The sequence below is a fragment of the Nocardia canadensis genome (assembly GCF_032656385.1).
Classification (GTDB): Bacteria; Actinomycetota; Actinomycetes; order Mycobacteriales; family Mycobacteriaceae; genus Nocardia; species Nocardia canadensis.
Genome location: NZ_JAVCWB010000001.1, coordinates 595,482 through 608,478 on the forward strand (window position 1 = coordinate 595,482; position 12,997 = coordinate 608,478).

General features: G+C 69.5%; 13 protein-coding genes, 1 tRNA gene and 1 other RNA gene. 9 read left to right on the forward strand and 6 right to left on the reverse strand.

All coding sequences use genetic code 11. From position 1 onward, the window contains the following. The first annotated feature begins 11 nt into the window (after window positions 1-11). A complete protein-coding gene (locus Q7X29_RS02680; protein WP_308248653.1) occupies window positions 12-209 on the forward strand; it encodes a DUF397 domain-containing protein in 198 nt (65 codons plus the stop codon). An 87-nt stretch (window positions 210-296) separates the two neighbouring features. Continuing rightward, window positions 297-1,739 (forward strand): wax ester/triacylglycerol synthase domain-containing protein, encoded by a 1,443-nt coding sequence (locus Q7X29_RS02685; RefSeq protein WP_316573179.1) that lies wholly within the window; start codon window positions 297-299, stop codon window positions 1,737-1,739. On the opposite strand, the gene Q7X29_RS02690 is transcribed toward Q7X29_RS02685, so the two are convergent. Next, entirely contained in the window at window positions 1,736-2,206 is a 471-nt protein-coding gene (locus tag Q7X29_RS02690) for a helix-turn-helix domain-containing protein (protein WP_316573180.1), read from the reverse strand. The genes Q7X29_RS02685 and Q7X29_RS02690 overlap by 4 nt on opposite strands. 265 nt (window positions 2,207-2,471) lie before the next feature. Further along, complete coding sequence (locus Q7X29_RS02695; RefSeq protein WP_316573181.1) at window positions 2,472-3,116, reverse strand: helix-turn-helix domain-containing protein; 645 nt, start codon at window positions 3,114-3,116, stop codon at window positions 2,472-2,474. 346 nt (window positions 3,117-3,462) lie between these two features. On the opposite strand from Q7X29_RS02695, the gene Q7X29_RS02700 reads away from it, so the two are divergent. Then, window positions 3,463-4,911, forward strand: a complete 1,449-nt coding sequence (locus Q7X29_RS02700) for a threonine/serine exporter family protein (RefSeq protein WP_316573182.1) — start codon at window positions 3,463-3,465, stop codon at window positions 4,909-4,911. A 1-nt stretch (window position 4,912) separates the two neighbouring features. Here the strand turns inward: Q7X29_RS02700 and Q7X29_RS02705 are convergent, their stop codons facing one another. Continuing rightward, window positions 4,913-5,335, reverse strand: coding sequence for a DUF5994 family protein (locus Q7X29_RS02705; protein ID WP_218721303.1), 423 nt, complete (start codon window positions 5,333-5,335; stop codon window positions 4,913-4,915). Between the two features lie 258 nt (window positions 5,336-5,593). Next, window positions 5,594-5,681, reverse strand: a tRNA-Ser gene (locus Q7X29_RS02710). Between the two features lie 147 nt (window positions 5,682-5,828). On the opposite strand from Q7X29_RS02710, the gene Q7X29_RS02715 reads away from it, so the two are divergent. Further along, complete coding sequence (locus tag Q7X29_RS02715; RefSeq protein WP_316573183.1) at window positions 5,829-6,380, forward strand: TetR/AcrR family transcriptional regulator; 552 nt, start codon at window positions 5,829-5,831, stop codon at window positions 6,378-6,380. A 1-nt stretch (window position 6,381) separates the two neighbouring features. Here Q7X29_RS02715 and Q7X29_RS02720 read toward each other — a convergent pair whose 3' ends face one another. Then, on the reverse strand, window positions 6,382-7,341 hold the full coding sequence (locus Q7X29_RS02720) for a hypothetical protein (RefSeq protein WP_316573184.1): 960 nt from the start codon (window positions 7,339-7,341) through the stop codon (window positions 6,382-6,384). Window positions 7,342-7,442: 101 nt separating this feature from the next. On the opposite strand from Q7X29_RS02720, the gene ffs reads away from it, so the two are divergent. Together ffs and Q7X29_RS02730 are read left to right on the forward strand one after the other, a co-directional pair. After that, window positions 7,443-7,537, forward strand: an RNA gene (gene ffs / locus Q7X29_RS02725) — signal recognition particle sRNA small type. Window positions 7,538-7,704: 167 nt separating this feature from the next. Then, window positions 7,705-8,997 (forward strand): aminotransferase class I/II-fold pyridoxal phosphate-dependent enzyme, encoded by a 1,293-nt coding sequence (locus Q7X29_RS02730; RefSeq protein WP_218721306.1) that lies wholly within the window; start codon window positions 7,705-7,707, stop codon window positions 8,995-8,997. 40 nt (window positions 8,998-9,037) lie between these two features. Here Q7X29_RS02730 and Q7X29_RS02735 read toward each other — a convergent pair whose 3' ends face one another. Next, complete coding sequence (locus tag Q7X29_RS02735; protein ID WP_218721307.1) at window positions 9,038-9,844, reverse strand: methyltransferase domain-containing protein; 807 nt, start codon at window positions 9,842-9,844, stop codon at window positions 9,038-9,040. A gap of 79 nt (window positions 9,845-9,923) precedes the next feature. Here Q7X29_RS02735 and Q7X29_RS02740 point away from each other — a divergent pair, with 79 nt between their 5' ends. The 3 genes from Q7X29_RS02740 to Q7X29_RS02750 all read left to right on the forward strand — a co-directional run bounded on the left by Q7X29_RS02740 (window position 9,924) and on the right by Q7X29_RS02750 (window position 12,978). Then, a complete protein-coding gene (locus tag Q7X29_RS02740) occupies window positions 9,924-10,502 on the forward strand; it encodes an HhH-GPD-type base excision DNA repair protein (RefSeq protein WP_218721308.1) in 579 nt (192 codons plus the stop codon). Window positions 10,503-10,607: 105 nt separating this feature from the next. Then, window positions 10,608-11,324, forward strand: a complete 717-nt coding sequence (locus tag Q7X29_RS02745; protein ID WP_316573185.1) for a hypothetical protein — start codon at window positions 10,608-10,610, stop codon at window positions 11,322-11,324. Between the two features lie 373 nt (window positions 11,325-11,697). Then, window positions 11,698-12,978 (forward strand): ROK family transcriptional regulator, encoded by a 1,281-nt coding sequence (locus tag Q7X29_RS02750; RefSeq protein ID WP_316573186.1) that lies wholly within the window; start codon window positions 11,698-11,700, stop codon window positions 12,976-12,978. Window positions 12,979-12,997 lie beyond the last annotated feature (19 nt).

Consider the following 12,997-nt stretch of genomic DNA (forward strand, 5'->3'; position numbering starts at 1 on the left):
TGGAGGTTGATGTGACGGACGCTGTGTGGCGGAAGAGCACCTACAGCGGACCCGATGGGAACTGCGTGGAAGTGGCCTTTCTCGCCGGCGGCGATGTCGCGGTCCGCGACACCAAGGATCGCGGTCGCGGTCCCGTGCTGGCCTTCGGACCGGGAGAGTGGCGCGCGTTCCTAGCCGACGTCACCGCGGGAGAGTTCGCGCGCGGCTGAGCCGCACCATGCGCCTCGAGAAGGCAGCACGGGCCCCGGGTCGGTAGGACTCGGGGCCTTCTCTGTGGCGTGGCCTATCGTGGCCGGATGACCACGATGGCCGCGCGCGACGCGACGATGTTCTGGCTGTCGCGCCGCGGCGCCAATGACGTGTTCCTGCTCTACTGCTTCGCCGAAACCGGCAGCACCACAGACGAACTCCGCGCTTTCCTCGCCGCACGTTCGGCGCGTATTCCGGATCTGCGGATCCGGATTCGGGAGATTCCGGGCAACCTCGACTATCCGCGGTGGGAACCCGCCGAATTCACCGCCCAGCAATTCGTCACGCATCGTCCCAGCGGGCTCGGCTGGCCCGCGCTGCTCGACCGTGTCGGCGAACTGCTGGGTACCGGTGTGGACGGCACCGAAAGTCCTTGGCGTGTCCATGTTTTCCGCGATGTGCGCGACGCGCCCGCGTCGGCGGGGCCCGTGCTGGTCGTCGTGCTACAGATATCGCACGCCCTGGCCGACGGCACCAGAGCCGCCGCTGTCGCGCGTTCGCTGTTCGCTCCGGCGCCGGTGGGCGAAGTTATCCCCAGCTCTCCCGGTGCACCTGTGGACAACTCGGAAGATCCCCCGGTCGAGCCTGTGAAAACTCCTGCACGGCCTGTGGATTACTGGGGACAAATCTGTGCATGGGGTACCGACGCGAGAGTCGCTGGGGTGCTGAGGTTTCCCCGGCAGCTGGTGACCACCGCGCGCCGGGGACGTGCGGCGCACCGGGCCCAGCGCGAGCTCGCGGACCGCACCGCGGCGGGGAAGGTGCCCGCGCCGACCAAGGGTTTCGCGCCGAACGCGCTCAATCCGAGCGCTCCAGTAGGGGTCTTCGACCATCGGGTCCGCATGCTCGTCGTCGACGCCGAACGCATCCGCGTGCCCGGCCGCACCGTGACAGTCGTTGCCCTGACAGCGATTTCCCGCGCGATCACCACCTACCTGGCCGAGACCGGCGACCGCCCCTACCGGCTCGGCACCGCCCTGCCGATGGCATTGCCCGGCACGGCCGCGGCGCACAACCACTACCGCGGCCTGTCGATCGATCTGCACATCGACGAACCCGACCTCGCCCTCCGCGCCGGGCTGATCGCCGCCGACCTCGCGACCCGCCGCGAGCGCGCGCTGAATCCACTGCTCGCCGTGCAGGACCGGGTCGGCGCGACGGTCCCGGCGGTCTTCGCCGCCCGCGACGTGGCCAGGGCCGACCTGGACGGCGTGCCCGCCGCGCTGGACGGCAACACCGTGGTCTCCAGCGTGTACCGCGGCGCCGCCGATCTCGCGTTCGCCGGTGCTCCTGTCCTGTTCACCGGCGGTTTCCCCGCGCTCGGCACCGTCATGCATCTGACCCACGGCGTGCACGGCATCGGTGAAACCATCGCGCTGTCGGTGCATGCGGACGCCCGGGTCCTGCCCGATCCGGATCGCTATCTCGCCCTGCTCGCCGATTCGCTGGACGCGGTGGTGGCGTCGCACCGCGAGGCGAGCGGGGTCTAGTCGCGCTTCCTGGTCAGTTCGACGCCGACAGCGCGCAAGGCCGAGCGCAGCGCGGTGGCGGCGTCGGTGCCCGCGGCCTCGCCTTCCATCAGGCCGTCGATGCGGAACGGGCAGAAGTAGCCGGTTCCGTTGTCGCCCTGGTGTGGTCGGTCGATCTCGATGAGCGGCCGGGTCGCGCCGTTTCTCGTCGCTATCGCGTCGGCGAGGGCGGCGTCGGCCGCGCGTGGATCACGGCGCCGGGTGCCGGGGAGCGCGGAGGCCGACTGGGCGTGCACCCGCTCATACCAGTCGATCACTTCGGATGGCGCTGCGCGCGTGCCGGTTTCGTAGTGGCCGAGGGCCGCGCGACTGTACGGGACGCGGGTGGCCAGCGCGGTCAGGGATAGTCCGGCTTCCTCGCGGAGCTGTCGTAACCGTGCCCCGACGACGGTGGTCTCGCCGTTCCCCTGCTCGCCCCGACTGGACATGGACACACCGTAGCGAACTGTAGACGTTTGTAGACGCTTTTTGCTGTCCAAAAGGTCTTGACGACGACCATACTTTGCTGCGGTGGCTTCGACACCACCATACCGCGCCACCCGTGCAGCACCGACTGGTTCGGAGGGGACAGATGGACATCTACCTGTGGATTGCTGTGGGACTGTTCGTATTCGGAGCGCTGACCCGCTACCTGTTCCTGCTACCGCCCGTGGAGCCGGGGCGGCCGACCGTCGGCGACATCCGCCGCCGGCTTCAGGCCGAGCGCGAACTCCCCGGCCACGACTCGACGGTGCCGTCGGTGCGGACCAGTTCCGACAGGAGCTTCTCGGCGTCGGACTTCTCCCTGGCCAGCGCGCTCCAGCCGCGGACCACACCGTCGGGGCCGGACTTCGTCGTCCACGAGCCGACCGCATGAGCGCCCTGGGGGTGCAGCGAGTAGTAGATGGTGCCGATCGGCCGCGCGACATCCATGCCGCGCACCCAGCCGGTGAGCGCGTCGCCGTCCCACACCCGCATCTCGCCGCGCATCTGCGCGGCCGGGTCATCCTGCGCCGCAGCGGATTCGGCGGCCGAGTCGATGAGCAGGTGGTCGCCCTCGTGCCGGATCGTCACCGGCGTTACCTCGACCTCGTCGCCGTGGTTCGCCGCTTTCTGCCAGGCTGCCCACCAGCGGCCCGCCAGATCGATCCGGTTGTCGACGATGCCCGCCAGCTCCGCGAGCGAGATCTGCAGCGCGTCGGCCAGCCGGATCGCCACCGGCAGCGTCGGCGACTGTTCCTCCGATTCGTACCGGGTGATCTGCCGCGAGCTCACCCCGATCGCGGTCGCGAGCGCGGGCTGCGAGAGCCCGAGCAACCGCCGCCGCTCCTGGATCACCTTCCCCGTCCCGGTGTTCATACAGTCATCGCCTCCATCGCCGGCCCCTACCGTCACACCCTGCTGGACACATCCGCACCAGACCCGCCCACATCGCGGGCCGCCACCCGTGGTCGCGAAGACCGCTGGCGCGCCGCGCATGCCGACTGCGTGGCCGATTCTCCCATCTTCTCGCTTCAGCAGGCTCGTTTCGTGCTGACTCAGCACGACGGCTGCGGTCCGCGCTGCCTGCAGCACCTGGCGGCCACGGCCTACAGCACCGGACTGATCGAGGACATCTGAGACCGACCGCGACATGACGAGCGACACGTTGACGAACACGTTGCGAGACGGCGAACCCGCCTCGAACGCCGTTACCGTCGAAGGTATGAGTGCGGAACCGGCATCGGAAGGCGACGGCGACACGATCACCGAACGCCCAGCTCTGCGCTCGCGCTGGCGGCTGCGCCGCCCGTTCGTCCTGCCCTCACAGCGTGCGACGGCCGACAACATCACCATGGCCCCCACCCCGCTGCAGCCGATCGACCTCACCGACGACGCCGAGGTGTCGCAGGTGCTCGATCTGGCCGTGCGGGTGGGGGAGGTGGTGCTGGCCGCCGGTACCGGTGTCATCGATACCTCGGCCCAGGTCCGCTTCATCGCCTCCACCTACGGCCTGGACAAGTGCGATATCGACGTCACCTTCGACGCGATCCGTATCTGGGCCGATCGCGGCCCGCGGCTGCCCCCGGCCAGCGATATGCGGGTGGTGAAGTACCGCTCGCTCGACTTCACCCGGCTGGCCGCGGTCGACCGGCTGACCCGGCGGATCCGCAGCCAGGTCGTCCCCGTCGACCAGGCGCACGCCGCGCTGGACGAGATCGTCTCCGGGGCGCACCCGTATCCGCGCTGGGTGTCGACCATGGGCTGGTCGCTGCTGGCGGCGGCGATCGCGGTGCTGCTCGGTGGCGGCGCGCTGCTGGCCGTCATCAGTTTCGCGACCACGGCGCTGATCGACGTCGTCAACCGGGCGCTGCACCAGCTCGGTCTGCCGATCTTCTTCCAGCATCTGGTCGGTGGTGTCATCGCCGCCACGCCCGCCATCGCGCTGGCGGCGGTCAGCGATCACTGGCGGGCCGACGCCGCGCTGATCGTCGCCGCGGGCATCACGGTGCTGTTGTCGGGGCAGCAGTTGGTCGGTTCGGTGCAGGACGCCATCACCGGCGCGCCGATCACGGCGGCGGCGCGCATGCTCGAGGTGGTGATGATGACCGGCGGCATCGTCGCCGGTATCGGCCTGGCGCTGCGAATCTCGACGATGCTCGGGATCGCGGTGCCCGAGATCGCCGCGAGCGCGGGCCGTGACACCGAGTATCTGGCGATCAAACTGAGCGCCGGTGCGGTGGCCGCGATCGCCTTCGCGATGGCCTGTTACGCCGAACGCCGGGCGTTGTTCGCGGCCGGGTTGAGCGGCGCGGCGGGCACGGTGGCCTACCTGGTCGCCCAGGACATCGGGTTCGGGCCGGTGGTCGCGTCCGGGATGGCGGCCACGCTGATCGGCCTGGCTGGTGGTCTGATGGCGCGCCGGGCACTCACCCCGCCGCTGGTCGTCGCGGTCGCGGGCATCACGCCGCTGCTGCCGGGTCTGAAGGTGTACCGCGGCCTGTACGCCCTGCTCGAGGACGAGACCCTGCTCGGTTTCGGGCAGATCCTCGGCGCGTTCGGTGTCGGGTGCGCCCTGGCGGCCGGCGTCATCCTGGGTGAATGGTTCGACCGCTTGCTCAGCCGCCGTGGCGCGCCGCGCGACTTCGACCCGACCTACACCAGCGATCGCTGAACTACGTCTGGACGAGGGTGCGCGGCCCGTCGGCCGCCGTCTCGGCGGGCGCGGGGTCCTGCACCCGCGGTTTGCCCGCGGCCCAGCGCATCTGGCTGCGCGCCGCGGGGGCCTCGGTCGAGGCGGGGATCACGAGCAGCGCCAGGTCGGCGCCGTTGCTGCCGACCAGGTGCATGATGCGCGAGGCAGGCTCGGCCGACGTCGCGGATTCGGTGGCATGCCAATCGAATCCGAGCCGGGCCAGCTTGCCGATCCGCGGCGAGACGGCCTGCACCAGCTGGTGCAGTTCGGTCATCGGCTGGTCGGTACGGGGCCACCAGGCGCCGTCGATCGGGCCGGTGATGGCATGGCGCTCACGCAGCATCAGCCGGATCGGCCCGGCCGCGTCGCGGCCGATGCTCGTGGTCTGAGGTGAGGTATTCACTACGAGTTGTCTTCCTGAGTCTGGGGGCGCGGTCGAAGAACAATCGACCGGCGCACGCCGTCCGTTTACGGACCGGCACTGGGGTTGGGTACCCACTCCGCTGTGTCGGCACGCACACATCTGGGACGGCGGCGACACCGGCGGGTGGGTGGTGGGGGTTTCCCGCACCATCGGGGCTTCACTCTACGGAAGCCCACCGACAGATCCACCGATTAAACGAACAGGGCCCCGACCGGCGAACCGATCAGGGCCCTGCTGTGGCGGAGGATAGGGGATTTGAACCCCTGAGGGCGTTAACCCAACCCGCGTTCCAGGCGAGCGCCATAGGCCACTAGGCGAATCCTCCGTGGAGCAGCATAGCGGTCCCGGTGCCCCGGTGTAAAAACGGGTCGGGTCGGTCAGGGCGGTTGGGGAGACTATACGGCTCCGTACACTGAGTGCTCGGGCCGCTCATCCGCTGGTCCGGTCGAGCCGATATGAGGTGGAACACGTCGTGGGTACCGCGCGCACACCCCGGGAGCGCTGGGTGGAGGAAGGCCTGCTGGTGCTGGCCGCCGCCGGTGTGGACGCGGTGCGGGTCGAGGCGCTGGCCAAGCGCATCGGCGTCACCAAGGGCGGATTCTACGGCTATTTCGCCGACCGGGAGGCGCTGCTCGTCGCGATGCTCGAGCAGTGGGAGCGGGAGGCGGTCGACCAGGTGCTCGAACAGGTCGCGCACGCGGATGACCCGAAAGCGCGGGCCCGGCTGGCGGGCGTGCTCACGTTCTCCAGCGACCGGCTGCTGCCCATCGACCTCGCGATCCGCGACTGGGCCCGCCGCGACGCAGACGTGGCCGAGCGGCTACGGCGGGTCGACAATCGCCGAATGGCGCTGTTGCGCGAGACGATCGGCGCCTTCTGCGCCGACCCCGATGAGGTCGAAGCCCGCAGCCTGCTCGCCTTCTGCGCGGTGATCGGCAAGCACTTCCTCGCCGCCGACCACGAGGGCCGCACCCGCAACCAGGTGCTGGCCCGCGCCGCGGACCTGCTGTTCGAGCGGCGCTGAGCTACTTCTTCAGTCCCGTGAGCGCCTTCTGCGCCTGGGCTTTCGCGACCGTGGCGACCTCGTCGGTGTTGATGGTCTCGCCTTCGGCCCGTGACAGGGTGATCTGGACCTTGACCGAGACATTGCTGTCGGCGACGCCGACGGTGTAGGTCAGCCGCGGCCCGACGACATCGCGGGTCTCGGATTTCCAGTAGCCCTGCGAGCCGATCCCGCTGACCTCACCCGACGCCAGACCCGAACCCGAAGTGCCGGTGTCGTATTCCTTCCATCGGGTGTAGGAGGGGTCGCCGTAGGCGTCGTTGAATTCGACGTCCAGCTCGATCCCGGCGTCGTTGGTCTGGTACTTGCTGCGGGCCGACTTGCTCGAGTAATCGGCGGTGCACGACAGCCTGCCGCCGGTGGAGCTGGTCGGCTGGGTTTCCTTGTGCTCCGGGCTGCCCTTGGGGTCCGAGGACCACTTCTTCAGCACCGTCGGGTCGATGAGCGAGCACGCGTTGGAGACCGAGGCCATCGTGTAGTCGCCCTCCATCTTCTTCTTGCGGTCGTTCTCCATCGACGTCAGCGGGTCGGACGGGTCGTCGCGGGTGGCGACCGCGACCCCGACCACCCCGATGCTGACCACCGCGAGCAGGCCGACGACACCGGCGATGATCAGCCCGTTCTTGTTGCCGGGCGGTCGGGGCGGCATCGCGTAGGCGGGCTGCTGATAGCCGGGCGCGTTGTACGGGGGAGTGGGCTGCGGCGGATAACCGGCCTGCGGCATCGACGGAGCGGACGGATAGGGCCCGTAGCCGGGCTGACCCTGCGCCGGAAACCCGAATCCCGGTTGCGGCTGCTCGGGCCCCGCCGCCGGATTGAACACCGTGGGATCGGCGCCCGCGTTCGTCGGCGTCGACCACCAGTGCACGGTCGGATCGGACTGTCCAGGCTGATCGCCGGATCCCTGCTGGGAATTCGTCATCTTCGGCCCCCTCCGGTTTTCGATACGGGTTCGCCCCGTCGATTCGTCGCGATCGTATCGACCCCCCGCTGCGGAGGGCACATCGAACCGCTACACTGGCCGACGGATCCCGCGCGGCGCGCATCCTGTGAACTCCCCCAGGGCCGGAAGGCAGCAAGGGTCAACGGGCTCTGCCGGGTGCGCGGGGTCCCCTTTATTCTCGGGGACCTCCGCCTGATCGATCCGCCTACGCACCTTCGCAGCGTGCGAGCCTGATCCGGCTCCGGATACCCCACCGATTCCGAGCAACCGCCGGGTAACGTTGCGAGTGTCGGCACGCGCAGCGTGCACCACCCACCTTGCTGCTTCGAAAGGCTGCCCAGGATGCCCCGGCAAACGCAGATCGGTTTGATGAGCCACGCGGAACTCGTGTCCGAGCACGAGTCCCAGACCGCGAATTACGCGACGCTCCAGACCGAGAAGCTCACCCTGGATCTGACCCGAGGTAAGCCATCGCCGGAACAACTCGACCTATCCGCGTCGCTGCTCTCCCTCCCGGGCGACGGCGACTTCCGCGACGGGTCGGGTGTCGACTGCCGCAACTACGGCGGCCTCAACGGTCTGCCCGAACTGCGTGCGATCTTCGGTGAACTGCTCGGCATCCCGGTCGAGCAACTGATCGCGGGCAACAACGCCAGCCTCGAGCTCATGCACGACAACATCGTCTTCGCGATGCTCTACGGCACCCCGGACTCCCCGCGCCGCTGGGCGTCGGAGGAGACGATCAAGTGGCTGTGCCCGGCCCCCGGCTACGACCGGCACTTCGCGATCACCGAGGCGCTCGGCATCGAGATGATCGCCGTCCCGATGAACAACGACGGCCCCGACACCAGGGCCATCGCGGCGCTGCTGGCCGACGACCCGCAGATCAAGGGCCTGTGGGCGGTGCCCAACTACGCCAACCCGACCGGCGCCGTCTTCTCCGAAGAGGTTGTCCGCGAGCTGGTTTCGATGAAGGCCGCCGCGCCGGACTTCCGGCTGTTCTGGGACAACGCCTACGCGGTGCACCCGCTCACCGACACCGCCGCGCCGGTGCTCGACGTGCTCGGCATGGCCGCGGCGGCGGGCAACCCGAACCGGCCGCTGGTCTTCGCCTCGACCTCCAAGATCACCTTCGCCGGCGCCGGCGTGAGCTTCTTCGGCGCGTCCAAGGCCAACCTCGACTGGTACCTGGCGCACGCGGCGAAGAAGAGCATCGGCCCGGACAAGCTCAACCAGCTGCGGCATCTGCGGTTCTTCACCGACGCCGAGGGCGTGCGCGAGCACATGCAGAAGCACCGCAGGCTGCTCGAGCCGAAGTTCGCGCTGGTGCGCCGCATCCTCGAAGACCGGCTCGGCGCGTCGAAGGTCGCGTCCTGGACCGAGCCCAAGGGCGGCTACTTCATCAGCCTCGACGTGCTCGACGGCACGGCCGCCCGGGTGATCGCGCTGGCCAAGGACGCGGGCATCGCCCTCACCGCCGCCGGTTCGGCGTTCCCGTACGGCAAGGACCCCGACGACAAGAACATCCGCATCGCCCCCTCCTTCCCGCAGTTGCCGGAACTGGAGAAGGCGATGGACGGGCTGGCGACCTGCGTGCTGCTCGCCGCCACGGAGAAGCTGCTCGAGGAGCACTGAGCGAGCGGGCCGGGCGCGCGTTGGCGCGCCCGGCCTCGGCTCAGCTCGGCTTGTGCACCAGCACGCCGAACATCGTCACCGAGACGTGCACGTCACCGCGATCGGCGCCGGCCTGTAGGTCGGCGATCAGTCGCGCGTGCTCGTCCTCGGTGATCACCCCGCGCAGCACCGCCAGCCCGGCGATCCGGCTGACCAGCGCGCCGGCGCCGACGCTGCGGTCCTGCACCAGCGCGTGCGAGCCGATCTCGTCGACGACCAGCCCCGCACCGCTGAGCAGCCCGGCCAGCCTGCGCCCGGACAGCGGGTTGGTGGTCGAGGAGATCAGGGTGTCGATCACCGCGCCGACCACCCTCGGATCGCCCGGATGCACGATCGAGGTGGCCCAGTCGCTGTCGACGACCACCGCGCGGCCACCGGGCCGCAGGACCCGCGCGATCTCGGCCGCGGCCCGCGCGGGCGCGGTCAGGTGCTGGAACACGCGTTCGCAGAGCACCGCGTCGAAGCTCTCGTTGCCGAACGGCAGGCCGTAGGCGTCGCCGGTGGCGAAGGTCGCCGTCGAGTCGCGCTCGGCGGCGCGGCGCTGGGCCGAGGCGAGCAGGTTCGGATCGGGTTCCACGCCGACGGCGGTGCCGGTCGGGCCGACGGCGTCGGCGAAGACGAACACCTCCGAGCCGGTGCCGGAGCCGATGTCGAGGGCGCGCTCGCCCGGTCGCAGGGCCAGCGCGGCGTGACTCCAGGCGCGTAGCCTGCGCATCCCGGGCTGGGTGACCTCCAGGTCGTGGGCGTCGATCAGTTGGTCCTGGCCCGCTTGATCGAAGCGGTCAGGGCGAGGGGTGTAGTCGGTCATACTTACCGCCATCGTGGAAGCTGCAGTCCTCGGGAGCATGGACCCAGAGGCTACTAGTGAAATGTGTCACGATGAATGTATGACTCGAACGCTGTGTCTCGCGCAGGAGGCCGAAGCCGACGAACTCCTCAGCACCGATGATTTCGCGTTGCTGCTCGGCATGCTGCTGGATCAGCAGTATCCGATGGAACACGCGTTTCGCGGGCCACGCAAAATCGCCGACCGGATGGGTGGATTCGATCTGCGCCGGATCGCCGAGGCCGATCCGGCCGAATTCGAGGAACTCGCCGCCACGCCACCGGCCATCCATCGCTACGGCCGCTCCATGGCCCGCCGGGCCCAGGCACTGGCCCAGTACGTCATCGAGCACTACGACGGCGTGCCCGCCAACCTCTGGACCAGCGGCGACCCCGATGGCAAGGAAGTGCTGCGCAGGCTGCAGGACCTGCCCGGGTTCGGCGCGCAGAAGGCCAAGATCTTCCTGGCACTGCTCGGCAAGCAACGTGACGTACATCCCACCGGCTGGCGAAAGGCCGCGGGGTCCTACGGCGACGAGGGTTCGCGCCGCTCGGTCGCCGATGTGGTCGACGCCGAAACTCTCGCCGAAGTAAGGGAATTCAAGAAGCAGGCGAAGGCCGCCGCGAAATCCGCCGGGTGAATTCTCGGTTACGATCTGCCTGCTTTTTTCCCTCGTCATCGGTGGTGATCTGCTCGAAGCTGGCTTCTCGAACAGCTCAACGACTGATGAGGGATTGGCAGTTTTATGAAGATGAGGAAGCTCGCCGTGGTTGCGGCGCTCGTGACCATGGCAACCGGTGTTGCTGCGGGCACCTCCTACGCGGCTCCGGCGCCGGTCGAAGAGGCCGCACCGATCAACTACTCCGCCGAGGTCGTCGAGGACTCGAAGGCTGTCATCACCACCGATGCGGGCTCGCTCGTCGTCGAGGACGGTGCCTTCAAGGTCAAGGCCGCCAACGGCACGACCGTCGCCGGCACCCCGCTGACCTTCCGCCTCGACGAGTTCGAGCTGCCCATCGCGGCCGAGATCTCGGGCAACAAGGCCACCCTGACCCCGGTCTACGACGCCGCCAAGGCCGTCTACAAGCCCGTCGCCCTGCCGTTCGAGAACCAGGCCCCCTGGAAGAACGAGTACGAGCGTGAGCAGGCCGCCTGGTCGCGTCTGACCTCCACCATCTCCATGGGCGCCACCATCGGCACCCTGGTCGGCGGCCTCGGCGGCGCGGCGGTGGGCTGCATCGCCGGTGCCGGTGCCGGCCTCGTCGCGACCGGTGTCCTGCTGGCCCTCTTCGGCGCCGGTCCCATCGCGGGTTGCGTCGTCGGCGCCACCACCATCGGCGCGCTCGGTGTGATCGCCGGCCAGATCTTCGTGACCGCCCCGGTCGCGATCGGTGCCGCGATCCAGTACTTCATCACCATCACCCAGCCGGTCCCCACCCCGGCTCCCTCGCCGGCCAAGTAGTCACCCGGCTCGGCGAACCCCTCCGGAAGCTCGTTTTCCGGAGGGGTTCGTCGTCTCCCCGGGGAGACCCCGATCGCCATTGCGCGCCCCACCCGACGCTCTGAGCTGCGGAAACGTTGTGCGGCGCGACACAATCCGCCGGTTCGGGTTGGACGGGCCAGGATTCGGTGTTAGCTTGATTGTTATGTCCGGCAACCATCTCCTCGCCAAGCGGGTCACCTACGTGACCGCCGCTATCGGCTTGCGGTTGCCGTTGACGCGTGAACTTTGTCGTTCCTGATGCTGCAGCTGAGCCTTCTGCGGCTCGCGAGCTGCCACGCCCTACGTGTCGGCAATTCCGTTGGGACAACGGGATTTCAGCAAGGAACTTCATATGTCTACTCCCATCATCGATCGTCCCGCCGCTCGGACGGGCGCCGGTCGCTCTCGGGTATCCCGTCACGTCGTCGCCCCCGAACTGCGCCGTAGCGACAACCCCGCCGCCGCTGTCCTGCGGACCGCCGCCTCCGGGCCGGTGTCACGCGACAACGCCGCGCGGGCAACGGGTCTGAGCATCGCCACGGTGAACCGGCAAGTTGCCTCGCTGCTTTCGGCCGGTCTGTTGCGCGAGCGGCCCGATCTGACCGCTGCCGGCGCGGTCGGCAGGCCCCGCGTGCCGTTCGAGATCGACCACGACGCCTACCTGACCCTGGGCATCCACATCGGCGCCGCCGCGACCAAGATCGTCGCCGCCGATCTGCGCGGCCGGATCCTGGGCGGCCTCGCCATCGCGACCCCGCAGACCGGTCAGGAATTCGCGGTCACCACGGTCGCGCGCAGCGCCAAGGCGTTCCTGCAGCGGTGGCACCGGCGCACCCCGCTGTGGGCGGGCGTCGCCATCGGCGGCCGGGTGGACCCGCATACCGGCGTGGTCGACCACCCCAAGCTGGAATGGAAGGGCGCCCCGATCGGGCAGGTCCTCGGCGACGTGCTGGAGCTGCCGGTCTCGGTCGCGCCGCACGTGGAGGCCATGGCCGCGTCGGAACTGCTGCTGCCGACCTTCGACGCGCGCAGGCCCGAGCCCGACACCGAACTGCCCACCGCCCAGAACGGCAGCAGCCTCTACTTCTACGTCCGTGAGACCGCGGGCATCGCCGTCACCCTCGACGGTCGCGTGCACACCCCGAACAACGGTCCCGGTTCCATCGCGCACCTGCCCACCGGCTCGGACGTGCAGTGCACCTGCGGCCGTCGCGGCTGCTTGGAAGTGACTGTCGGCGATCGCGCGCTGCAGGCCAGGGCCGTCGGCCGCGGCATCATCCCGGCGCACAACGGCACCGCGGGCACCACCATCGCCGACCTCTACCGGGCCGCGGAGTCCGGCTCCGAGGGCGCGCGGGAACTGCTCGCCGAGCGGGCCACGATGCTCGGGCAGACCGTCGCGCTGGTGCGCGACATGCTCAACCCCGACCGCGTCGTCCTCGGCGGCCAGGCGTTCACCGGCTATCGCCCCGCGCTGCCGCACGTGGCCAGGGCGTTCACCCAGAGCACCCAGCTCCCGCCCACCGACATCCGGATCAGCGGATTCGGCGGCAAGGTGCAGGAATTCGCCGCCGTGGTCACCTCGCTCAGCGCGCTCTACGCCGACCCGCTGGCGGCCATCCGCCGGATCTGAGCGGCGCCCCGGACACGCC